Raw genomic sequence first — 23,747 nt, 5'->3', positions numbered from 1 at the left:
AGAGGAAAGCTCCCGAAGACATGAACATAGCGAATGTATTGTATTTATTAGCCTTGTTCAGCGTATTAAATACAACGCCGGTTGTTGCACAGTGGGACTCCCAGAGTAGACGGGCCAAACAGGCATTTGATAGAGCCGGCACACACCTTAAAAACCGGGAATATAAGTTAGCCATCGAATCGCTGGAAAAGGCGGTTGCAATCGACACCGGATTTGCTGGTGCATACCAGCAATTGGGCGATATTTTACGCCGACAACAGGATTATGCAGCGGCAGCCCGTAACTATGAAAAGGTTATTCAACTCGATTCAGCACTAACTACACTTACATGGTTCGGCCTTGGCGAGAGTCTGCTCCGCATCGGCAACTACCGCGATGCATTGACGGCATTGAAACGATACCGTGGAACACCCGGACTGGACCCCGAGGGCAAACGGCTTACCGACAAATATATCTTAGACTGCGAATTCAGTGTAACCGCGGTAGCCAATCCGGTTCCATTTTTGCCCCAGAACCAGGGGCCTGCCATTAATAGTGTAGACGACGAGTATTTCCCGCAGCTCACAGCAGATCGACAGGTGATTATTTTCACGCGTAAAAAAGATAACCGTGAAAATTTCTTCGAAAGCAGCAGGGATGATAGCGGAAACTGGCAAAATGCGGCCCTTTTAAAAGGTAACATCAATTCCGCCTCATATAACGAGGGTGCACATTGCATATCGCCAGATGGGAAATACCTGTTTTTTACCGGTTGCAACCGGCCCGATGGGCTCGGTAGCTGCGATCTATATGTATCTCGGCGTGAGGGCGACCGATGGGGCGCGCCCCACAATTTAGGTGCCCCCATTAATACCCGGGGCTGGGAAGCGCAACCCGCGTTATCGGCAGATGGACGTACACTTTACTTCGTAAGCAACCGTCCCGGTGGCCAGGGTGGTTACGATATTTGGAGAACTGAGCTGAAAGCCGACGGTGGATGGAATGAACCGCAGAATCTCGGACCGGCCATCAATACCCGATACGACGAGAGCTCCCCTTACATCCATGCCGACAACCGCACGCTTTACTTCGCGTCAGACGGATGGCCGGGGTTGGGCGGTAAAGATATATTCAAAAGCTACCGGAATCACAACGGAATTTGGGAAGAGCCGATCAATCTTGGCTACCCCATCAACGACCATCATGAGCAGAATGCATTGACAGTGAGCATGAACGGACACCAGGCTTTTCTTTCAACGCATAGGCAGGATGCTATCGGAGGATTAGATATCTACGCCTTCCCATTGCCAGAGGCATTGCGACCCGAACCCGTAGCTTACCTCAAAGGTATCGTTATAGACGCGGAAAACAACCAGCCGCTCCAAGCAGTGGTTACAGTGACCGATGTAGTGTCCAACGACATGCTGTATAACGAACAATCCGATTATGAGGACGGTACTTTCCTGGCCCCCCTACCCTTCGGCCGAACGTATGCGCTCCATGTCAATCAACCGGGCTACTTGTTTTTCTCAGAAAGCTACCCGCTTGATGACAGTACTAACACCAGTGATGCCTACGAGATACGCATTCCATTATCTCCGATAACGGTTGATAAATCTGAAACACTGAACAACATCTTCTTCCAAACAGACAAGTATACCTTGCTGCCCGAATCCAAGAGCGATCTTGAGCAATTAATAAGATTCCTTGACCTCAACGACCGCGTGCGAATAGAGATAAGCGGACATACGGATAACACAGGCAGTGCGGACCACAACCAACGATTGTCGGAAAGCCGAGCTAAAGCCGTATATGATTATTTACTCCAGGCAGGAGTCTCGGAGGCCCGCCTCAGCTTCAGGGGATATGGCCCATCACGACCTATAGCAACCAATGATACGCCGGAAGGCCGCCGGCTCAATCGGCGGACAGATTTCAAAATTATAGAATAGACAAGAACTAAAATATTTCAAGAATGAAAAGCCGTATTTATCTCACCATTTTATTTTCCGTTTCACTGGTGTATGGTAGCCTTGCACAAGTTGTCGCGCCTGGTGCCACCCTGCAGCTCGTCGCTGACGGTTTCAGTTTTACCGAAGGGCCTGCCGCAGACCGCAATGGCAACGTATTTTTCACCGACCAGCCCAACAACCGGATATGGCGGTACAGTACAAACGGGAACCTGGCCATCTTCATGAAACCAGCCGGCCGGGCCAACGGCCTCTATTTCGATCAACAAGGCTACCTGATCGCGTGTGCCGATGAGCACAACGAATTGTGGCGCATCGGGATGGACAGGAAAGTCGAAAAGCTAGCGGTAAGCTACCGGGACTCCCTCTTCAACGGACCCAACGATGTCTGGGCTTCCCCCACCGGCACCATTTATTTCACCGATCCTTATTACCAGCGCGATTATTGGAGCCGCACCGCACCCGACCTCGCGGCCGAAGCATTGTATATGTACCGGGATGGGAAAGTGACCCGGGTGGATGACCAGTTTAAACGACCGAACGGCATCATCGGTACACCTGACGGGAAGTTCTTATATGTGGCCGATATCGGCGACAATAAAACCTATCGATACACCATACGCCGCGACGGCTCGCTTACCGACAGGCAGCTTTTTGCGCAGCAAGGCTCGGACGGGATGACAATCGATGAAAAAGGCAACGTTTACCTTACCGGCAAAGGGGTACACGTCTATAATCCATCCGGCGAGAAAATAGACCACATCGACGTACCCTCAAACTGGACGGCCAATGTTTGTTTCGGTGGAGCGGACAGGGACGTGCTATTCATCACCGCGAGCGACAAGGTGTTTACGCTGCAAATGGCGGTCAAGGGCGTCCGATAGGTTTATGCATGCTGCCCTTTCTTGCGTTTCTCATCCCGGTAATATCGCTGGAGGATACCGAACCATACAAGCAAAGGTTTTGCCGTATCCCGTTGGCGCGTTCAGCACCCCTGATCTACCGGTAGCCTCCATTCATCCATCGTACCAAGCGGGTACCTGCTTAATACCTGGTTTGGGGTGAGTCCAGGTTGAGTCCAAGTTTTATCGGTAAAACTTGGACTCACCTTGGACTTACTATGGATATTATATAGGGTCATAACGAAGTAGGTACGACGCAGGTGTTAACCGTTCACGGATTGTTGCGGTGAAAAAGTGTTTGCTAAACGGGATAGTGAATATCCGTGGGGCTAAGGTGCAAAAAAATCACTACGTTTTATTTTATTACAAAAATTGCTGCGCTTGGTTTATCGATTTATTGCTATGTTTGGATTATGGAAAACGTTTTCTACGAAGGACAGATCATATGGGCTCAAATCGATGCCAATAGACACCTACGCCATTCCGCATATGCCGACCTATGTGCACAGGCAAGGAGCAATATGCTACGGGATACAGGGCTTTCGCTGGATAAGATTGCTGAAAGGAATATTGGCCCTATACTTTTCCGTGAGGAGTTGGTATATTTACGTGAAATACATCTTAATGACGAGGTTAAAGTGACCGTAGTGATGACCAAGTACAACACCAGCAACTCCCGGTTTTCATTCCGGCATGAAATCTTCCGGTCTGACGGGACTAAATGTGCCGTGGTGACTGTGGATGGTGCATGGATGGACATTGAAAAGCGTAAACTCACTGAGTTACCACAAGATTGGAAGGCCATCGTTGTTCACCTTCCAAAAAGTGAGGATTACGAAGAGGTAGCGACTTAAATTAAAAAAGGCTTATGAAAATATAATCCATAAGCCTTTTTTAATTTACATACTTTTATTTCACTTCGATCAGCCGTGAAGCCACTTTCGCTTCTTCTTTCTTGCCGATCGTCACCTTCAACACGCCGTCTTTGTAGTTGGCGTCGATGCTATTGTGGTCGATGCTTTCGGGCAAAGTAAACGAACGGGTGAACGATGTATAACTGTATTCGCGTTTGCTGTATTTCTTATTTTCATCAGTAGTTTCAGACTTCTTTTCACCTGAAACGGTCAATACGTCATCGTCAACGTTGATTTTGAAATCCCCTTTTTCCAATCCCGGTGCAGCAAGCTCGATTTGATAAGCATCGCTTGTCTCGGATACGTTTACAGCCGGTACGCGCGATATAAAACGATCCGATAAAAATGAATCATTAAAAATAGGGCTGAAAAAGTCATTCATCCAGTTGTCCACGCCCCTATTTTTGTTTCCAGAAAATTTTACAAGTGTCATTTTTTATCCTCCTTTAAATTTTATTTTTTGAACTCACTTAGTGATATCCAAATTGTATACCAATAGGAAAATAATCTATTTTAATGACTTTTTGTCATTAAAATCTGAAATGAAATGACATAAAGTCATTATAGGCGGGATGGGCCGACATAGATTCCGAGCATGAGGTTGGCTGTTTTTCTACTACTTTGGATCGGCCCAACTCAGCTTTACTTGTGCTTTTGCGGGATTACCGCCAAAGGGTGGATTGTTTTTTGTGAGGCTGACTTCCACACTGGAGACGAACGGGAAATCTTTCCTGACACGGTGCAACATAGCCTCTGCCACCGTTTCCAGCAATTTGCGAGGCCGTTCCATTTCAGATTTTGCAATTTCATATAAGAGTTCGTAATTCACCGTATGCCCCAATTCATCCGTAGCGTATTCATTCTTATCAAATGTCACCCGGATATCAACGGCAAATTCGTTACCGAGCACCTGCTCTTCCGGATAGTAGCCGTGATATGCATAGAATAGCGCGTCGATAAGCGAAACTTGTTGGCGTATCTTCCCCATGACCACAAAGATATAAACCTACACCAGATTAAACGCCTGGGCAAACTTGATTATCTCATAATGTGATTTTGCGCCCAGTTTCCTTTTGATATTCCGGCGGTGCGTATTGAGTGTCTTTATCGAGATATGCGTGCGCTCACTGATTTCGATCGTTTTCTCGCCCGACACAATATACTTAAGTAGTTCCTTTTCTCTTTTTGTCAACGACGCGAACCGCTGGTAGTTTTCCTTCAGCAGGAGGTTCTCTTCCATCAGCCGTTCTGCTTTCTCCGCCATATGATGGTCTGGGTCCAGTTGCAGCGCAAAAGTCAACGATAACAATGGCACCCCCGACTCATCATAAATGAATGGCCGCGACGCACTCAAATACCACTCATAATCGCTTCTGTAGCCTGTAGTCACCTGCTGGAAGAAAGAAAACCATACCGGCGGCTGCACTGTGCTTCGTAACGCTTCCACAGTTTTAGGAAAGTAAAATTCGACATCAGTGGGATTGAAGAATCTCTTTATATATTCCGGTACAAGTTGGCGCAGCTCATCTTGTGTCACCCCTAACTGGCGTAACCCCGACCTAGACATATATACTACCGAGAAATCGCGCACATCGTGGATAATATATACCGGAAGTTCGTCGGCAATCGCGTCAAATGCCGCCAGCTTCAGTAAGGCAGTTTGACGGATGGCATCACTGCAATCAAAATCAATAGGTAAAAAATCAGGCATCAGTCTTTTCAATTCAAATCTAAGTAGCCAAATCTAATTAAAAAAATATTATTTTTGATTGCTTCGTTTCCCGTAATTTAATTTGGGAAATGCCAATCGCCCGGCGGTGCATCCGTAAATTTATATGTATACTTGTGCAAATATAAGTTATGAGGCCATATAGTCCACCCGACTACTATTTGTTAGACGAATTATTGAGCGAAGAACATCTATTCATCCGAGATACCGTAAGGCAATGGGTTAACCGGGAACTGATGCCTATCATCGAAGACCACGCCCAACGGGCTGAGTTTCCCAGGCAATTGCTCAGCGGTATGGCTGGGCTGGGTTTATTCGGGCCCACCATACCTGAAAGCTATGGCGGTGCCGGTTTGGATTATTTGGCCTATGGCATCATGATGCAGGAACTCGAGCGTGGCGACTCGGGCATCCGGTCTACTGCGTCGGTGCAGGGGTCGCTGGTCATGTATCCCATCTACACTTACGGTAACGAAGAACAAAAGCGCCGCTATCTTCCAAAACTGGCCAGCGGTGAACTGATGGGCTGCTTCGGTCTCACCGAGCCGAACCATGGATCGGATCCAAGCAGCATGCTCACCCGGTTTGAGGACCGTGGGGATGCTGTTCTATTAAACGGCTCCAAGATGTGGATATCTAATGCACCGTTTGCCGATATCGCTATAGTATGGGCAAAAAATCCAGAAGGCAACATACAAGGACTGATTGTTGAACGTGGTACGGAGGGCTTTACAACTCCAGAGACACACAATAAATGGAGCTTACGTGCATCTGCAACGGGCGAGCTGGTATTCGATAACGTCTTCGTGCCGAAATCACAGATTCTTCCAGGCGCCGTTGGTATGCGTGGGCCGCTAAGTTGCCTCAACCAAGCTCGGTATGGTATCGCTTGGGGCGCGTTGGGCGCAGCGATGGATTGTTACGATACCGCCTTGCGTTACGCTAAAGAACGTGAACAGTTCGGTAAGCCGATAGCAGCCTTCCAATTGCAGCAAAAGAAATTAGCCGAGATGCTTACCGAAATCACCAAGGGGCAGTTGCTAGCATGGCGACTTGCCGCACTCAAAAACGATGATCGGGCTACACCGGCTCAAATCTCAATGGCTAAGCGCAACAACGTGGCCGCCGCACTGCATGTTGCAAGGGAGGCACGCCAAATGCTCGGTGCGATGGGGATTACCGGCGAATATCCCATCATGCGGCATATGATGAACCTGGAGTCAGTTGTTACTTACGAAGGGACGCACGACGTGCACCTGTTGATAACCGGGATGGACATCACAGGAATCAATGCTTTTGGTTAATTTTTTCATAGCAAATCAACAGTTTTTAATAGTTTTACATCGATATGAACAGAAAATCAATTATTGCCGCTGGAGCAGCCGTGCTTGTTGCATTACCAGCCTTAGCACAACAGACTATGAAACCCGAAGAGACCGAAGTGTGGGAACCCGAGCCGCGGGTAGTTACAACACTACCCGATAGGGCACCTTCCGATGCTATCGTGTTATTCGATGGGACGTCACTGAATCAATGGGTAAGCAGGAAAGACGGTTCTTCGCCCGCGGAATGGACGGTATCTGACGGTGCCCTCACCGTGGTAAGAGGTAAGGGCGATATCCAAACCAAACAACAGTTTACCGATTACCAGCTCCACGTGGAATGGCGGACACCAACGGAAATCGTCGGTGAAAGTCAGGGCCGGGGCAATAGCGGCATTTTTATGCAGGGACTGTATGAAGTGCAAGTGTTGGATAGCTATAATAACCGTACGTATTCCAACGGGCAGGCCGCTAGCCTTTATAAGCAACGGATTCCACTTGTAAACGCGACCAAAGCCCCGGGCGAATGGCAAACATACGATATCATTTGGACAGCACCCCGATTCAACGCGGATGGAATCCTGATAAGCAAAGCACGCGTCACCGTGCTGCACAATGGTGTCTTGGTACAAAACAATGTTGAACTCGACGGCCCCACTGAATACATAGGCATTCCGAAATACAAAGCCCACGGCGCAGGCCCCATCATATTGCAAGACCATGGTAATCCGGTGAGCTTCCGCAATATATGGATTAGACCTTTGTAATGGTTAATTGTCAATGGTTAATTGTTAATGGTTAATTGTTAATTTTTNATATTGCAAGACCATGGTAATCCGGTGAGCTTCCGCAATATATGGATTAGACCTTTGTAATGGTTAATTGTCAATGGTTAATTGTTAATGGTTAATTGTTAATTTTTAATGGTTAATGGTTAATGGTTAATGGTTAATGGTTAATGGTTAATGCGGAAAGGGCCGGAAAACATGAGTTTTCCGGCCCTTTCTTCTATAGTTGACAACTAAAAATTAACCATTAAAAATTGACTATTGTCTTCTCGTAGCTTTCGTTGTGCACGCTTGCCACTGCCCGTCCTGAAGGGTCGTTCAAGTTCTGGAAAGACGCATCCCAGGCCAAGGCTTCCGGCGTACTGCATGCCACCGATTTGACGGACGGCACCGTCAATGCGGCCGCGGTCGACGGAAAGTGCTCTGTGAAAATGGACCTATACAGGTACTCTTCTTTGTTTTGTGGCGGATTGATCGGGAAGCGCTCCGCGGCAGCGGCCAATTGCTCGTCGCTGACACGCTCTTCCGCCTGCACTTTCAACGTGTCAATCCAACTGTACCCGACGCCATCCGAGAATTGTTCTTTCTGACGCCAAGCGATGCTTTCGGGCAGGTAGTCTTCAAATGCTTTGCGTACTATCCATTTTTCCATCCGCCCGTCCCGGATCATTTTGTCCTCCGGATTTACGCGCATGGCAATATCCATAAACTCTTTGTCCAGGAACGGCACACGTCCTTCCACACCCCACGCAGCTAAGGACTTGTTCGCCCGCAAGCAGTCATAAAGATGCAGCTTGCTCAGCTTCCTGACAGTTTCTTCATGGAACTCCTTCGCATTAGGAGCCTTGTGAAAATATAGGTAGCCACCGAACAACTCATCAGACCCTTCGCCCGACAGCACCATCTTGATCCCCATCGATTTGATGACCCGCGCAAGGAGGTACATGGGCGTAGACGCCCTTATCGTGGTCACATCATAGGTTTCTAAATGGTAGATTACGTCGCGTACGGCATCGAGCCCTTCCTGTATGGTGAAATTGATCTCATGGTGGATCGTGCCAATGTGGTCGGCAGCTTTTCTTGCCGCTGCCAAATCGGGCGACCCTTTCAGTCCCACCGCAAATGAATGCAACCTCGGGTACCACGCCTTTTCCTGGTCGTTTGACTCGATGCGGCGCGAAGCGAATTTTTTTGTAACAGCTGCTATAACCGACGAATCCAATCCGCCCGAAAGCAATACCCCGTAAGGAACGTCAGACATCAACTGGCGGTGCACAGCATCCTCCAAACCCTTGCGTAGGACATCGATATCGGTTACATTGTCTTTTACGGCCTCGTATTGTTCCCAATCACGGGTATACCATTTTTTGGGTGTATGGCCCTCTTTGCTATATATGTAATGTCCCGGAGGGAATGTTTCAATGCGGTTGCATTGCCCCTCCAATGCTTTCAGCTCGGACGCAACATAAAATGTGCCCGCCTCGTCCCAGCCCATATAAAGTGGGATGATACCGATATGGTCCCGGGCAATCAGGTAAGTATCGTTTTTGGAATCGTAAAGCGCGAAAGCAAAAATGCCGTTCAAATCTTCAATAAAGGCCGCCCCTTTCTGTTCGTAAAGCGCTAAGATCACCTCGCTGTCTACTTGCGTAGAGAATCCGTAATTGGACAATTCATTCCGCAACTGCTGGTGGTTATAAATCTCTCCATTCACCGCCAGCACAACACGCCCATTTGAACCATAAAGTGGCTGCCTGCCAGACTTTGGATCAACAATTGCCAAACGCTCATGCGCCAAGATTGCCCGGTCGGAACTGTATATCCCAGACCAATCGGGTCCCCGGTGGCGAATTTTCTTCGACATCTTTAATACCTGGGGGCGCAATTCTTCCGACTTGGTTTTCAAGTCAAAAGCTCCAATGATTCCACACATAAATGTAATATGATTAAATACTCATTATAGCTAATGTTGCAAAGTAACGGATAAAATATTGATATTCGCAACAAAAACTATTATTTCTAATCATTTTTTCAAAAAAATGATAATATTTAGATAATTATATTAATAAAATAAGCGCTCAACTGTCACAATTTTAATATAAAAAGCATGCATGAAAACATCTTGCCTCGCGCTATATACGTTGGTGGGCATGGCTTAATTGGCCGACCGCTGGATAAACACTATTTTTGCGACGCCGCAAAGATAACTGTTTGTCTTGTTTTATTTGGTAAACTTTGCTAAGTTTGGGTGCAAGCTGCTGGAGAATACCATCAATTCAACGAAATAACGTGAAGAAACGAATCGCTATTATTGCTTCTGGTTCGGGATCCAATGCCCAGAAAATCATGGAGCACTTCAAATACCACGACCAAGCCGAAGTGGCTTTGATATTGAGTAACAACTCGGATGCTTATGTACTGCAACGTGCCGACAATTTTGAGGTGCCTACCCATGTGTTTGATAGGCATACGTTCTATCAAACCGATGAGATAACCGACCTCTTGACCCGGCTCCAAATCGATTTGGTGGTGCTCGCAGGTTTCCTTTGGCTGGTACCTAAGAACTTATTGGACAAATACCCTAATAAAATCATCAATATCCACCCGGCGCTACTCCCGGCTTATGGTGGGAAAGGGATGTACGGCGACCGGGTACACCAAGCAGTGCTCGATGCCGGCGAACAGGAGTCGGGCATTACGATCCATTTCGTCAATGAGCACTTCGATGAGGGTGAAATCATTTACCAGGCCCGCTTTCGTATCGAGCCGGGCGACAGTTTGGAGGTCATCAGGTTTAAAGGCCAGCAGTTGGAGCACCAACATTACCCGAAAGTCATCGAGGGTTTGTTGAAGAAAATGTGACGGGCAGGGATTTTTGTTATCTTTGCAGCTCATACTAAATAGCTAAATAGCGAATGAGCCATCCCGTAAAAATCAAAAATGCATTGGTCTCCGTATATAATAAGGACGGCCTTGCCCCGTTAATTAACCTATTGCACAAACAGGGTGTCACGTTTTACTCTACCGGCGGCACCGAGGCGTTCATCCGGAAGCTCGGCCACAACGTAATCCCGGTAGAGGACCTAACTAGCTATCCGTCTATCCTAGGCGGACGGGTAAAAACACTCCACCCCAAAATTTTTGGTGGTATCCTTTCGCGCAGGCCACTTGAGGCCGACCGGCAGCAGCTGGAAGAATACAATATACCTGAAATCGACCTGGTTATCGTAGACCTTTATCCATTTGAAGAAACCGTTGCGTCAGGCGCATCTGAGCAGGATATCATCGAAAAAATAGATATCGGCGGCATCTCATTGATTCGCGCAGCGGCCAAGAATTTCAATGACGTGGTCATCATTGCCTCGAAAGGTGATTACCAGTATCTTGAAGATATCCTCGCTGAAAACGAAGGGTATACGTTTGTCGAACATCGGAAAGAGCTAGCCAAGCGGGCCTTCAACGTGTCGTCACACTATGATTCGGCAATATTCAATTATTTCAATCAAGAAGCACCGTTGCAGGTGTTCAAAAAAAGCGAGCAACGCGCTCAGGTACTCCGATATGGCGAAAACCCGCATCAAAAAGGTGTGTTCTATGGCGATCTCGAAGCATTATTCGACAAGCTTAATGGGAAAGAGCTTTCTTACAACAACCTCGTAGACGTAGATGCTGCGGTATCCCTTATCGACGAGTTCGGGGAGCCTACATTTGCCATATTGAAACATACAAACGCCTGTGGCGTGGCCACCCGATCTGATTTGTCTGCTGCGTGGCAGGATGCACTCGCTTGCGATCCCGTATCGGCATTTGGTGGCGTGATCATCTGCAACGGCGAAATAGATGAGCAAACGGCATCCGAAATCAACAAGCTGTTTTTTGAGGTACTGATTGCGCCGGCCTACAGTGAAGCAGCCCAGCGTATACTCAGCAGTAAGAAAAACCGGATATTGCTGAAGCGGAAGCAAACGGCCCTCCCGAAGAGCCAGTTCAAGACGCTGCTCAATGGCGTGATAGAGCAAGATAGAGACCTCGTCATTGAGGGCCCGGTAGAAATGAAGCCGGTTACCGACAAAACTCCCACCGAACGCGAGTTGGCGGATCTGTTCTTTGCCAACAAGATTGTGAAGCATACCAAATCAAATGCGATCGTACTTGCGAAAGATGGCCAGCTGTCGGCCAGTGGTGTCGGGCAGACTTCACGGGTAGATGCGTTGAAACAGGCTATCGCAAAAGCCAAGGTGTTCGGCTTCGACCTTCATGGTGCAGTATTGGCTTCGGATGCATTTTTCCCATTCCCAGATTGCGTGGAGATTGCGGCCGATGCCGGTATTACGGCTATTGTACAACCAGGTGGCTCCATACGCGACCAGGAGTCGGTGGAAATGGCCAACCAAAAGGGTGTGGCGATGGTTATTACCGGGGTGCGGCATTTCAAACATTAGCAATGGAACACGGATAACGCAGATTAAACGGATCATCGCGGATACTTGACCAACTGGCGGATAAATCTGTGCAAATCGGTTGGATCTGTGTCATCCGTGTTCAACTAAAACAACTCAGCATGAAATTCGGAAGCGTTGAAAATCCAGAAGCGATAGATTTCACCCTGCCTCCTACCCATCCCGACACCTTGGAATTATTGGGTAAATATGAGCGGGTCAAACCTTTGGAAGTATATGTGGGGTGTGCCAAATGGAATAGGCAGGATCTGAAAGGGTTTTATCCGAGGGGTACGAAAGATGAATTAAGCTATTATGCAACACAGTTCAACTGCATCGAACTGAATGCTACCTTTTACAATTCGCCGGATAAGCAACAGGTGGAAACCTGGAAAAACAAGACGCCCGCCGACTTCAAGTTTTTCCCCAAAATACCGCAGAGCATAAGTCATTTCGGGCGTTTGCTGAATGTCGATGAAAAAATGACGGCATTTTGCGACGCCATCGCACTTTTTGAGGACCGGTTGGGGGTAAGTTTCCTGCAGATGCACGACAACTATAAACCGAAGGATTTTGATCGCCTCGTTAGGTTCGTTGAGAAGTTTTCCAAATCCGTTCCATTGGCGGTAGAAGTGCGCAATGCCGAATGGTTTTCCAGCGACGAGGTCGCTCAAAAGCTATACGGCTTGCTAAAAAAAGAAGGTGTTGCTAATGTGTTGGTGGATGCATTGGGCCGCCGCGATATGCTGCATATGCGTCTTTCTACACCCACAGCGTTTGTCCGTTATGTCGGCCATAATCATCACTCAGACAGGCCCAGGCTGGATGAATGGGTGGAACGCATCAGTGAGTGGCGTGATGCTGGACTGCAATCGCTTTACTTTTTTGTACACCAGCATGTCGAAATCGAATCGCCCATACTTTCGTCCTATTTCATCGATCGACTTAACAGCGCACTCGGGATTGAGGTTAGAGGCCCAAATATCAGTTTCTCCAGCTGAACCTACATAATAATCAATCATCAAACTTCTCCAACTGGCGGAGTAGGGTTGCGAAGTCTTTCGGGTATGGCGCCTGGAAATGATGCGGTTTCTCGCCGATGGTTAATCGCAGCTCACATGCGTGGAGGGCAAACCGCCTCATAATCGGCTGCTCTTCCTTTCCCCTTCCCAGGGTGAAGCCACGTTTTTTTATCTGCGAGAGGTATACCGGTTTTCCGTGGTATAGCGTATCACCCACAATAGCCGCTTGTTGTGTCGCCAAATGAACACGTATCTGGTGCATGCGCCCGGTCACCGGCCGGCATTCTACCAACGTAAAGTGCTTAAAATGACGAAGTGACTTGAAATAGGTCTCTGCCGGTTTGCCGTTGGCACGGTCGATTTTCACATTTTTATTACCAAGGTTGAGTATCGGAAGGTCTACCAGCAAATCGTCGAAAACGTGTGTCCCACCGATGAGGGCATGGTATATTTTATTGACCCGGCGGCGCTCAAACTCGATTGACACCAGCCGGTACGTCTCGGGATTCTTAGCGATGACCAACACGCCCGATGTTTCCTTATCAAGCCGATGGCAGACCCGGGCATCCGGATGGTATTTCTTAGCCAAGCGCAAAACGCTTGGCTCCCCCCCCTCCCGCTCATCCAGCGATGCTAAAAAAGGCGGCTTGTTGATTACAATGACATTGTCGTCTTCGAAAATGATTTGTTCTATGAACTGTGGTAATTTTGGCTCATAGCCCTCACCTTGTACTTTCATGTGCACAAAATTACATATTCATAACGACAACGGAAAACCCCGAATTAATCGATCAATCCGTTATTCTGTTAGCCTTTAGGTGTTCTTCTTTTTGATATACCCGTACGTAATCAATCTCGTACGTGTGGGGGAAGAGACTATCGTCCACACCTTTTTTACCACCGAGGTTACCGCCGATAGCCAGGTTGAGGATAAGGTGGAATGGGCGGTTATACGGCCAAGATTCAGGTCCTTCCCCGTCATTTAAATACGTAAATATCAGTTGATCGTCAACATACACTTTGTATTCGTCCTTTTCCCATTCTAACGTGTATTTGTGAAAGGCTGTCGTTACCGTAGGGCAACCGATCTTACCTTTTTTCTGTGTCCCCTTCACATGATTGTATTTCGCAGTATGGGTTGTGCTGAATACCGTATCGGGGTCAAAACCTACGTGTTCCATGATGTCGATCTCACCGCTTTTCGGCCAGGTACCATAGTGGTTTTCGGTCGACAGCATCCATATTGCGGGCCATGTGCCGTTTCCTCTAGGTAGTTTGGCACTTACTTCTATTTTCCCATACAACCAATCTCCTTTGTATTTCGACATGATCCGCCCTGAGGAATAGTTTTTCCCCGAGGTGGGTTCTTTGTGCGCACGGATTTTTAGTGTCCCATTGTTTACTTCGGTATTCTTCAAACTTTCGATCTTATACCATTGCAGCTCGTTATTTCCCCAACCATAGCTGTTCCCCCGGGTATCGTACGACCATTTTTTGGGATCAGGCAGTCCTTCATAATCAAACTCGTCTCCCCACACCAATTCCCATTCATCGGAAGTATCCCGTTTTCTGTCAAAAAAATCGATGAGCTTGTAGCGGTTGGTATGAAGCTGCTCCATAACTGCCATGAGTGCAGGGTAATATTGATAGTCGTTGTCAACGATTCCCTTGTTGGAGTCGATATTTGAGGGGTCTACATTTTTTGCTGTTGGGTCATTATCCTGGTACTTGAAAAAATGCCAGCCTACGCATGATTTAGATGCTAGTAACTCCAAACAAAAATGTTGGTAAGCATAGCCTTTGTCAGTTTGATTATGTACAGTAAACCCTGCCCCGGTGGTATTTGCCAAGCCGGAATCCATCGCTTTGGTATAGAATTCCGTAATCATAAACGGCTTATCCGCATACATGGCCCACTGCTGCATGAGATTCTGCTGGGGTGTCCATACACCGTAGTAGTTGAAACTTAAAATATCACAGAATCGGCCGGCCGCTTTCATTACAGGAATGATGTTTTTTGCACCACCGTGCAGCCTGCTTCCCAGATACATGTGATGGGGTGCATACTTTTTTATCGCCCTTGATACAATGCTATAATAGGTTTCTGCCACATACCCGGCAAAGTCTGCCCGGTCTGCGTCGGTTATTTCACTTACTGGCTTCTTCCGGGCGGCCAGCCACGCTTCGGCGGCAAGGCGGCCGGGGTCCTGTGGATTCGTAAGCGAGAGGTAGCCCTCCAGGTTCTTCATTCCGATGGGAAGTTCATTGTCGGAGAAAACCCCAAATAGGTTTTTATCTAACGCATATTTTTCCAACTGCATGGCATGTTCATCGCAGAATGCTTCAAATTCCGGATCGAAAACGAAGATGGTCTGATTAGGGTAGCCGGTATTTCCCGGCAATTGATAAGTCCCGCCCCGTTTCTTGCCGTAGGAGCTCATAAAATTGAGGTTGGGCGTATAAGTAAGCTGGTAATCCTTCTGTTGATTGGTTTGAATCAGCAATTCATTGACACTCCACGACCCCGCACCTGTGAATCCGTAGTGATGTAGTGAGTCGGCCGTTGCATTTATCCAGTTTTCCTCCGTGCCATATTTTTCCAGCAACCGTTCACGGTTCCTTTCAGAACCCCCGGGCCTAAGCGAATTGATTACAACCTGAATATTCCGGTAACCTTCCGGATCGATTACCCACCACCTTCCATCGATGTATTCAGTCCGGTAAAACCCGGTTGCTTCCGAAGGCCGTTCCAACGTACTCCCGTAGCTATTCACCGACTTCGCTTTTATCGGTGCATATCCGATGATATTATCGATGATCCGGGTGTCGAACATCTTCCATGCCGTGTTGGGGTTATTATATACCCACGGTTTGGCTTCAACTCGTATTGGTGTATACTCCTGGCCAAAAAGCGACAGCTGTGCCAAGCAAAGCAGCGGTAAGATGATGTTGAATTTCATTTTGTCCTAAATTTAAGGCTTACTAATCTAACTTTAGAATTTTAACGGCATTCAAAATTGTTTTCCCCGCTTTGGGCTTAAATTCAACGGTTATTCCGTCAGAATTTGCCACATCAACGACAAACTTTTTCACAATGGACCGTTGTATGCCTACTTGGTTGGGGATATCGAAGTTTTCGAGCACTGTTGCACCATTCAGCAGTACGTCAAATACACGCGCTTCACTGTTTTCTAGGATTGCGTCGTTCCCTAAGTTATAAGCCAGTGATTCGGTGGGTGTATGGGTACTCAAATCTGCCCAGTAGAGGTATACTGCATATCTTCCGAACGGTACGTCGGCCTTGAATTGCTCAATATCTACGCGCTGGGTCTGGAAAATAGGGTCAAGATCAGTCCCTAGGATATTGACTGCGGCTGCCGGCAAAGAGCCAAACCTAGTTTTTGCTTTAAATGGCTCGCCCCCTACATAACCCCATCCTCCTACTTGGTACGGCATCTCAGGTATCCAACTAGTCTTGGTTTCTTTTTCCTCAAAATAACGACGGCTACCCAACGCGACATTCAGCTCCGTGAAATCGGATCCTATTTTCTGCGGTATAACCTGAAAATCGGTTATGTAAATATCGGCCGATTTCTTAGTCCGCGCTTCAATCAGATTCTGCCCCTGCTTAAACGGGATTTCTATTTCACCCACGTTGTCCTTTACCCGTACCTGACCAAGCTTCTTCCCGTTGTGGTAAACCGTTACACGGCTTTGATTGGAATAAACCTTGATTTTTTGAACCGAGATACCAGGTGAAGTTTCGTGTCCGCTCCTGTTTAGCCAGTCTGTAGCCGCGATCTTCACAAACGGTACTGTAGTCAAGTAGGCTTTATAAAGATAAAACGTATTCTTGGGTGTGCGATCGAGTCCTGTTATTCCTTTGCTGTTGATATGCGGCACAGCATCACCCCTGGGTTCGGAATGGAAATCATTCAGGTTCCATATAGCAGCGCCCGCAATGAAATCCGTTGCGAGTATGGTTTTACGATAATATTCATGGTATATATCACCATATTCCACGCTGAAGTCGAAACGCACCGGCTCAAAGCTGTGGATCCTCGTATCCACGTCGGCTCCGTATTCTGAAATGATGGTGGGCTTTGTCGGATAGTTGGCGTGGTAATCGTGAAGGAAACTATCGAAACGGTGGACCCCTTCGCTATACCATCCTTGGTAGAGATTCCAGCCGATAATCATAGGTACATCAAACAGCCCCGCCGCTTCATAGGCTTTTACAGATCCATGAAACGCAATCATCGTATACCTGGTCGGATCAAGTTCTCTTATCCGATTTTCGATAGCCGTAGCCTGGCGGTTTACTTCCTTGCAGTAGGGTTGGTAAGCAATGTCCCCGGGCGCATAAGGCGGCCGAAGCATAACTTCATTCATGTATGACCAGATAACAAGAGCGGGGTGATTGAAATTCTGTTTCACCATTTCCTCGGCCATGTATAAGGAGTTGTCAAGAAATGCTTGTTTTTCGGTCACTGCATTCACAATGGGGATTTCAACAGAAGCCACAATGCCCAGTTTGTCGCACATTTCCAAAATCAACGGATCTTGTGGGTAATGCGATATGCGAAGAAAATTGCCACCCATGGATTTCAGCAGCTGGATATCGGACACATGATGTTGATCATCCAGTGCATTGCCTTTATTGAGGTAATCCTGATGGCGGTTGGTACCGATTAATTTCACGTGCTTTCCATTTAAGAAAAAGCCCTTATCGGGACTAAAATGGTACCACCGGAGCCCAAACGTGGTCAACAGTTCGTCTAGCTGTCTTTCGGTGTGTTTTTCAACGACGGTTGTTTTGAGGGTGTATAGTTGGGGCGTTTCGATCGACCAAAGTAACGGCGAGGTGAGTTGAAAATCTGTTTCATGTGCGTAATTCACCTCGCCTGCCGTTATTTTTTCTTCCGTTTGTGTTTCATAGACTGATACGCCCGCTGGATTGTAGACGGCATGCCGCACCACCACTTCTTTCTCGTGGTGTGAGGCGTTGTTTAGTAATGTTTTGACATTTACAGACGCTTGCTTTTCGTTTACGTCAGGCGTGGTGATGTAAACGCCTGTTGATGCCATGTCTGCGGGCGATATATGGAGCTTTTCCTTTACTTCCAGGTACACATCACGGTATATCCCTCCAAAAAACGTGAAATCAGCGCTCAACGGTGGGATCATTTCATCATGCGCGTTGGTAACCATCACCTCGAAATCGTTAGGTTTGTCCCATTGCAGGAATTCACTTATTTCGAAGTTGAATCGTGTATATCCTCCCTTGTGCGTTCCGACGTGGCGGCCGTTGATGTACAGGTTGGTTACTTGGTTTGCACCTTCAAAGTATATATATACTGATTTTTCGCGATAAGAAACCGGGATGTAAATTTCCTTGCTATAGGAGGCCTTTCCGCGATAAAAACCGGGTTGGTCATCTATGGCATCCTGTGCGTTCCAAGTGTGGGGGAATGAGACAATCGCTTCCTCTCCTTGCTCTTTATGGAACGTCCAAGCCTCATTTATCGTGTATTTGAGTGTGGTTTGAGCATAGAGGGTGGCATACGATATAAAAAGAAAAAGAAATACAGAAAATACGCTTTTTGAGGCTTTCATTTACAAAAAATAGAAGTTTTGAAAAGCTTTCCCCGGTGTGCCTACGCACACTTGGGGAAAGCGTTATCCGTGGATTAATATCCTTCTGTCTGTGGGAAGTTTTCAGGCCCCATGGCATCAATCTGATCTTGTGGGATTGGCCAATTGACATGAATGGGTTTGACATTGAAACGTACTAAGACATCATTGTCGGACCCGTTAAAATCGACATAATAGTTTGGATTGGGGCCGAACTCCTTGTCGCGTCCGTCGCCGTTTCCGTACGATGCCTCATTGTATGCGACAGCTGAGCCGGGATATTTCGTGAAATCGCCTGCATATTTTATCATTTGAGAATACCAGATGCCATTTCTCTTAAGAAAATCCCAACGCCTGCCTTCAAAAGCAAGTTCTCGGGCATGCTCATCTTTTACCATATCGAACGTGACCGCCGAAGTTACCGGCGCATTTCCTGCCCTTACCCAAGTTTTATTGAAATAGTATGCCGCTCTATCCTGGTTGCCAAGTCTCACGGCTGCCTCGGCAGCCAATAAAAATGACTCGGCTAGTCGGTAAACCATAACATCCTTATAACTTACAGGACCATCAGCGTCGATCATTTTATCCCACCGATCATACATCTTTACAGAAGAAGGAAGCATGCTCCGTCTATCGATTTTCGAGTTTGTGGCAGCAAAAATATCCCTTCCATAAATGATATCGCCGATAGATACGCTTCTTGGGGCATCCGATGTATTGGTACTTGTGATATATGTGCGGCCTGTTTGCGGGTCGGTGATGGTTTCCGCAACTGGGATGGTAATCAGCCTGTCGGGGTTCTGGTAGCTGTAGTCGTTTTTATAATATGCGGTGAGGCGTTTATCTCCTTCGGGATAAAGCGACATAAGGTAGCTGTTTGGAAATGCCAAGCCCCATTGCCTGCCGAGGTTGTCCTCGTTATATTTGGTCAGTATCCCATTGATTACTTTATGGGTGTAATCCACCTCAGAAATGGTGTTTATGTATTGGGAGCCTAACCGGTGCCCCTGCCCTCCCCCTCTTTCCAATGAGTAATTAAGTGAAAATAGGGATTCGCTTAGGTTGTAGAAATCCTTTCGGTCAAAGATCGTTGCAACGTCACCCGCAAACGTGTGGGCGTTATTGGCTTCGATGCTTTCCACCTGGTTCAGGACTTCGTCCCAATCGCGAGCCCAAGCAGCAATAAGTGCTTTCAGGTGGCGGGCGGCATCTTGCGTTACCCTGCCATCGGCATTGTCTGTCACTGGCAGTAAAGCAATTGCTCTATCGGCATCTGTCATCATCAACGTGAAGACGTCTGCACTGTCCGCGGGGGTATATTTCAATTGATCCATGTTTTCCTTGGTAACAGGCTCGGTGCTTAAATACACCCTGGAAAACCGCGACCACAACCCGTAATAGTTGTAAGCCCGCCAAAAATAGGCCTCACCCACCGACCGCTCCGTTTGTTCACCGAATTGCTCGCCATGATGGATAATCTCATTGGCCCGGCCGATCATATAATACCGGTGTGTCCAGAAAGGACTGTATATCAGCGCCCGAATATTGGAAGTAGGGCCCGGTGAGGTGTACCGGCTAAGGTTGGCATCGTCACCCGTTGTAAACACACTTAGGTCTGTTGTCCGTTCTCCCCAGATATGCGTGGCCAGAAAGCCGTTTGCATTTCCCTTTCTTGCCAGGTCCCTTTCGTAAGAGTACATTGCTTCGGCCATCTTATCAATGCCTTCCGGCGTTTCGAAAAGCGTGGCAGTCGTAAAGCTGGTCTCCGACACTTCATCCAAGTAATTCTTGCATGAAGAGAAGGTAAATGCAAGCAGCACCACCAGGGAGTATATTATATTCTTGTTCATTGCTTTAGTTTTTTACGTTTAAAAACTCAGGTTAGCACCAAATGTCATCATTTTGGGTTCTGGATAACCACCCGGAGTTTTTTCAGGACTATATGACTGATATTTTGTCTGCGTGAAAATATTGGTGGCCGTGGCGTAAATCCGCGCACGCTTCAACTGTATTTTTGACGTCCACTGCTGAGGGAGCGTAAACCCTAAGGTTGCCGTTCTAAGCCTGAAATACGATGCGTCTTGCATGGCCAGTATTCCCATATAAGGCACGGAAGCCGTGAACTGGGGCCTGGGTGCTGTATTTGACGGATTGTTTTCCGTCCAATAGTCTACCTTGATGCCGTTCTTCTTCCCATTCAGGCTTCCACCCTCGTTGAAACCGTATAAGTATGGGTTACTTTTATCTACCCCTTGAACGGTATAAAATTCGAATTGAGCATCAAAATTCTTATACCAGAATGCCGTTTGGAAGGTGGCGTACCAATCGGGCATCAGGTTAAAGATTTTACGGTCATCCGTCGTAATCTGGCCATCTCCGTTGTAGTCGAATATTTTTATGTCGCCCGGTTTCGGCGCGGCGTCTCCCGGCAGATATTGGTTCTCCTGGGGCGTTTCCCCCGTCTGCCAGATTCCGCCGAATACGTAGTTGTATGCCACATCTATCGGCGATCCCACAAACCAGTTATTGGAGAGGTCGTCGATCGGTTTACCGTTTTCATCCAAGCGGCCATCAATTTTCACAATGCTGTTCCGCTGCCGGGAAAACGTAACCCCCGCTGTCCAGTCAAAATCCCGCGTTTGCATGATGTCGCCATTTACGGTAACTTCAAATCCCGAACTTTTTGTTTCACCCAGGTTGTCCCACATCGTATTGTAACCGGTGATGGATGGGACCGTACGTTGTATCAACAGGTCTTTTGTCCGTGTATTGTAGTATTCCACACTACCCGTTATCCTATTCCTGAAAAAGCCAAAGTCCAGTCCATAGTTTACAGAATGTGTCGTTTCCCATTTCAAGTCTTTGTTCATCAACTGATTTGATGGCAGGTAACCGATTGAAAGCGCATCGCCGAACAAGTATTCATACGATGTTGACAAGCCTAGCGTACGATATGCTGGAATTGCCCAGTTTCCCACAACACCATAACTTACCCTTGCCTTGAGCTGGCTCAACCACGAGACATCCTGGAAGAACGATTCCTGATCCAGCCGCCATGCGGCAGCTAATGAAGGAAAGTTGGCCCATTTATTTGTACTTCCAAATACCGATGCCCCGTCTCTACGCACGGAAGCCGTAAGTAAGTATTTATCCATCAGGCTATACTGTAGTCTTCCGGCATACGAAATGGAGCGGTTGCGATTGATGGAGCGGATAGGGCCCGAGATTTCGGCGTCGCCCACCACATTCCAGTCAAATATATCCGTAGTGGAATTTATAAAATTCATGCCGAGCGTTTTCTGGAGATCTTGCTCAAAGGCGTGGATAAGCGTAGCCTGTAACCGGTGGTTGGAATTGGCAAACGGCACGTCATAATTGATCACGTTTTCGATCAGGAAACTGTTTCGTGCAAACTGTGTCAATTGCCCCATACCCGTGGAAGATGGATAGCGCTTGGTCCGGTAGTCGCCACTTTCCCTGTTGTTGGTTCTCAGGTTGGTCCGTACGCTGTATGAAAAGTGCGCAAACGGCTTGAACGTCAGCGTTGAGGCAAGAACAAAGTAGTCATCCGTTTGCTCAGCATTGTATTCCCGTACTCTCCAGAGGGGATTGATATCTCCGGCTGTGTTCGCTTCTCTCATTAGGTTGCCATCGGCATCAAACGCTTGTGCCAGTTGGGGCATGGTTAAGATACCATTAAAATTTGCGTCTACACTATTGATTGCCGACCGGGCAAAAGACATATTGACGCCTATATCGAACCAATCGGCCGGTGAGTAGTCAACATTTGAACGGAAATTCCCCCGTTGGAAGCCAGAGCCACTTACAATTCCATCTTGATCGAGGTAGCCTAAACTGGCTGCGTATTTCAGGTTGTGGGAACCGCCGCGGAGGCTCACATCGTGCTTATGCTGTGGCGCGTTGGTCAGCATAAGCCTCTCCCAATCCACAAAATTACTATTCACGTATGCGTCGTGCATGATTGCATCATCGATGACCGTTGCATAATCTGGGTTGTCTGGTGTTCCTACCCCGCTGGTACCTTCGTTATATTTCGCCCAGAACCGTAGATCTACAAACTCCTGCGGATTATATAGGTCGAAATTGCGATCATAGTTTTGGAACCCTACATAAGACGAAACATCGACGGACGCTTTGCCTTCCGTGCCTCTTTTTGTGGTTACGAGAATCACACCATTGGACGCCCGCGATCCGTAGATGGCTTGTGCCGACGCATCTTTCAGCACCTCTATGGAGGCGATATCGTTCGCATTCAGATCATTCAAGTGTGGCACAATCATTCCGTCCACTAAGAATAGGGGTGTCTGGCCGCCGCTTAGCGAACGGCCCCCCCTCACCAATATATTAGAAGCGCCGCCGGGAGCTGTGTTATTGCTTGAAACATGGATGCCCGCTGCTTGCCCGCGCAGCATTTCCGTGACGTTGGATGCGGGGAACTTTTCCAGTGCCTCCGATTTGATAGAGGATACCGATCCGGTAAGGTCGCTTTTCCTGGTAGTACCATAACCGATAACAACCACTTCGTCTACCATTCTGCTGTCCTCTTCCAGGGCCATATTCAGCCGTGTCCTGCCGTTCAGTGCCGCTCGTACTTCCTTGTATCCAACGTAAGAGAAAATAAGAGTTGTGTTTGGGTTAGAAACAGCGATCGAATAGTTCCCATCAGCATCTGTGATTACCTTATTCGTGCTTGAAGCATCACTTACCGTGACGCCCGCGAGCACTTCGCCAGCCTCCGAGGTTACCTGCCCATTTACGGTGGTCGACTGTGCACGGGCGGTGCTGCTCATGCACCAAAGCAAGGCCACTACACCACATACCATCCAACGCATGGATAGGTGTACCCTGTCTGTCATTTTTTTGTTAGGGTTCATTTGGTTTCATTTTAGCGTTCATATTAGTTTTATTATCCAAAGACAAAAATGTAGTACGATTTCTAAAGACCATAGGTGGAACAACCCTATTTAAAATAAAATCGTCCAACTGAAACACGAAAGACCGATTTGTATTATTTTACTATCATTTTG

17 protein-coding genes are annotated in these 23,747 nt (G+C 47.5%); 8 read left to right on the top strand and 9 right to left on the bottom strand.

Annotation, left to right across the window (positions count from 1 at the left end; all coding sequences use genetic code 11):
- Positions 1 to 20: 20 nt before the first annotated feature.
- The 3 genes from NGM62_RS06450 (at position 21) to NGM62_RS06440 (ending at position 3,705) form a co-directional block, all read left to right on the top strand.
- Positions 21 to 1,931, top strand: coding sequence for an OmpA family protein (locus NGM62_RS06450; protein ID WP_262246681.1), 1,911 nt, complete (start codon positions 21 to 23; stop codon positions 1,929 to 1,931).
- A 23-nt stretch (positions 1,932 to 1,954) separates the two neighbouring features.
- Positions 1,955 to 2,833 carry an SMP-30/gluconolactonase/LRE family protein gene (locus tag NGM62_RS06445; protein WP_262246680.1) on the top strand — a complete coding sequence of 293 codons (879 nt, stop codon included), beginning with the start codon at positions 1,955 to 1,957 and terminating at the stop codon, positions 2,831 to 2,833.
- Positions 2,834 to 3,264: 431 nt separating this feature from the next.
- Positions 3,265 to 3,705: an acyl-CoA thioesterase gene (locus NGM62_RS06440; RefSeq protein ID WP_262246679.1), complete on the top strand. Its 441-nt coding sequence runs from the start codon at positions 3,265 to 3,267 to the stop codon at positions 3,703 to 3,705.
- A gap of 55 nt (positions 3,706 to 3,760) precedes the next feature.
- On the opposite strand, the gene NGM62_RS06435 is transcribed toward NGM62_RS06440, so the two are convergent.
- The 3 genes from NGM62_RS06435 to NGM62_RS06425 all read right to left on the bottom strand — a co-directional run bounded on the left by NGM62_RS06435 (position 3,761) and on the right by NGM62_RS06425 (position 5,476).
- Positions 3,761 to 4,198 carry an Hsp20/alpha crystallin family protein gene (locus NGM62_RS06435; RefSeq protein ID WP_262246678.1) on the bottom strand — a complete coding sequence of 146 codons (438 nt, stop codon included), beginning with the start codon at positions 4,196 to 4,198 and terminating at the stop codon, positions 3,761 to 3,763.
- A gap of 183 nt (positions 4,199 to 4,381) precedes the next feature.
- Positions 4,382 to 4,753, bottom strand: a complete 372-nt coding sequence (folB, locus tag NGM62_RS06430; RefSeq protein ID WP_262246677.1) for a dihydroneopterin aldolase — start codon at positions 4,751 to 4,753, stop codon at positions 4,382 to 4,384.
- 18 nt (positions 4,754 to 4,771) lie between these two features.
- Positions 4,772 to 5,476, bottom strand: a complete 705-nt coding sequence (locus NGM62_RS06425; RefSeq protein WP_262246676.1) for a helix-turn-helix transcriptional regulator — start codon at positions 5,474 to 5,476, stop codon at positions 4,772 to 4,774.
- Between the two features lie 149 nt (positions 5,477 to 5,625).
- Between NGM62_RS06425 and NGM62_RS06420 the strand changes: the two genes are divergently transcribed.
- Together NGM62_RS06420 and NGM62_RS06415 are read left to right on the top strand one after the other, a co-directional pair.
- The gene (locus tag NGM62_RS06420; RefSeq protein WP_262246675.1) at positions 5,626 to 6,798 is read left to right on the top strand and encodes an acyl-CoA dehydrogenase family protein; all 1,173 of its coding nucleotides are present in this window, start codon (positions 5,626 to 5,628) and stop codon (positions 6,796 to 6,798) included.
- A 44-nt stretch (positions 6,799 to 6,842) separates the two neighbouring features.
- A complete protein-coding gene (locus NGM62_RS06415; RefSeq protein ID WP_262246674.1) occupies positions 6,843 to 7,583 on the top strand; it encodes a 3-keto-disaccharide hydrolase in 741 nt (246 codons plus the stop codon).
- Between the two features lie 268 nt (positions 7,584 to 7,851).
- Here the strand turns inward: NGM62_RS06415 and asnB are convergent, their stop codons facing one another.
- Positions 7,852 to 9,537: an asparagine synthase B gene (asnB, locus tag NGM62_RS06410; RefSeq protein WP_262246673.1), complete on the bottom strand. Its 1,686-nt coding sequence runs from the start codon at positions 9,535 to 9,537 to the stop codon at positions 7,852 to 7,854.
- 356 nt (positions 9,538 to 9,893) lie between these two features.
- Here asnB and purN point away from each other — a divergent pair, with 356 nt between their 5' ends.
- The 3 genes from purN (at position 9,894) to NGM62_RS06395 (ending at position 13,044) form a co-directional block, all read left to right on the top strand.
- The gene (purN, locus tag NGM62_RS06405; protein WP_262246672.1) at positions 9,894 to 10,466 is read left to right on the top strand and encodes a phosphoribosylglycinamide formyltransferase; all 573 of its coding nucleotides are present in this window, start codon (positions 9,894 to 9,896) and stop codon (positions 10,464 to 10,466) included.
- A gap of 53 nt (positions 10,467 to 10,519) precedes the next feature.
- Positions 10,520 to 12,046 (top strand): bifunctional phosphoribosylaminoimidazolecarboxamide formyltransferase/IMP cyclohydrolase, encoded by a 1,527-nt coding sequence (gene purH, locus NGM62_RS06400; protein ID WP_262246671.1) that lies wholly within the window; start codon positions 10,520 to 10,522, stop codon positions 12,044 to 12,046.
- A gap of 119 nt (positions 12,047 to 12,165) precedes the next feature.
- The gene (locus NGM62_RS06395; RefSeq protein ID WP_262246670.1) at positions 12,166 to 13,044 is read left to right on the top strand and encodes a DUF72 domain-containing protein; all 879 of its coding nucleotides are present in this window, start codon (positions 12,166 to 12,168) and stop codon (positions 13,042 to 13,044) included.
- A 13-nt stretch (positions 13,045 to 13,057) separates the two neighbouring features.
- On the opposite strand, the gene NGM62_RS06390 is transcribed toward NGM62_RS06395, so the two are convergent.
- The 5 genes from NGM62_RS06390 to NGM62_RS06370 form a co-directional block, all read right to left on the bottom strand.
- On the bottom strand, positions 13,058 to 13,804 hold the full coding sequence (locus NGM62_RS06390) for an RluA family pseudouridine synthase (protein WP_262246669.1): 747 nt from the start codon (positions 13,802 to 13,804) through the stop codon (positions 13,058 to 13,060).
- Positions 13,805 to 13,856: 52 nt separating this feature from the next.
- Positions 13,857 to 16,025 carry a glycoside hydrolase family 16 protein gene (locus NGM62_RS06385; RefSeq protein WP_262246668.1) on the bottom strand — a complete coding sequence of 723 codons (2,169 nt, stop codon included), beginning with the start codon at positions 16,023 to 16,025 and terminating at the stop codon, positions 13,857 to 13,859.
- 22 nt (positions 16,026 to 16,047) lie between these two features.
- On the bottom strand, positions 16,048 to 18,681 hold the full coding sequence (locus tag NGM62_RS06380) for a glycoside hydrolase family 2 TIM barrel-domain containing protein (RefSeq protein ID WP_262246667.1): 2,634 nt from the start codon (positions 18,679 to 18,681) through the stop codon (positions 16,048 to 16,050).
- A gap of 74 nt (positions 18,682 to 18,755) precedes the next feature.
- Positions 18,756 to 20,549: a RagB/SusD family nutrient uptake outer membrane protein gene (locus NGM62_RS06375; RefSeq protein ID WP_262246666.1), complete on the bottom strand. Its 1,794-nt coding sequence runs from the start codon at positions 20,547 to 20,549 to the stop codon at positions 18,756 to 18,758.
- 18 nt (positions 20,550 to 20,567) lie between these two features.
- Positions 20,568 to 23,594 (bottom strand): SusC/RagA family TonB-linked outer membrane protein, encoded by a 3,027-nt coding sequence (locus NGM62_RS06370; protein ID WP_262246665.1) that lies wholly within the window; start codon positions 23,592 to 23,594, stop codon positions 20,568 to 20,570.
- Between the last annotated feature and the right edge of the window lie 153 nt (positions 23,595 to 23,747).

The sequence above is a fragment of the Parapedobacter soli genome (genome assembly GCF_025460835.1).
GTDB classification, from domain to species: domain Bacteria; phylum Bacteroidota; class Bacteroidia; order Sphingobacteriales; family Sphingobacteriaceae; genus Parapedobacter; species Parapedobacter soli.
Note: the sequence above shows the minus strand (reverse complement) of the source record. Positions and strands in the feature narration are given on the sequence as shown.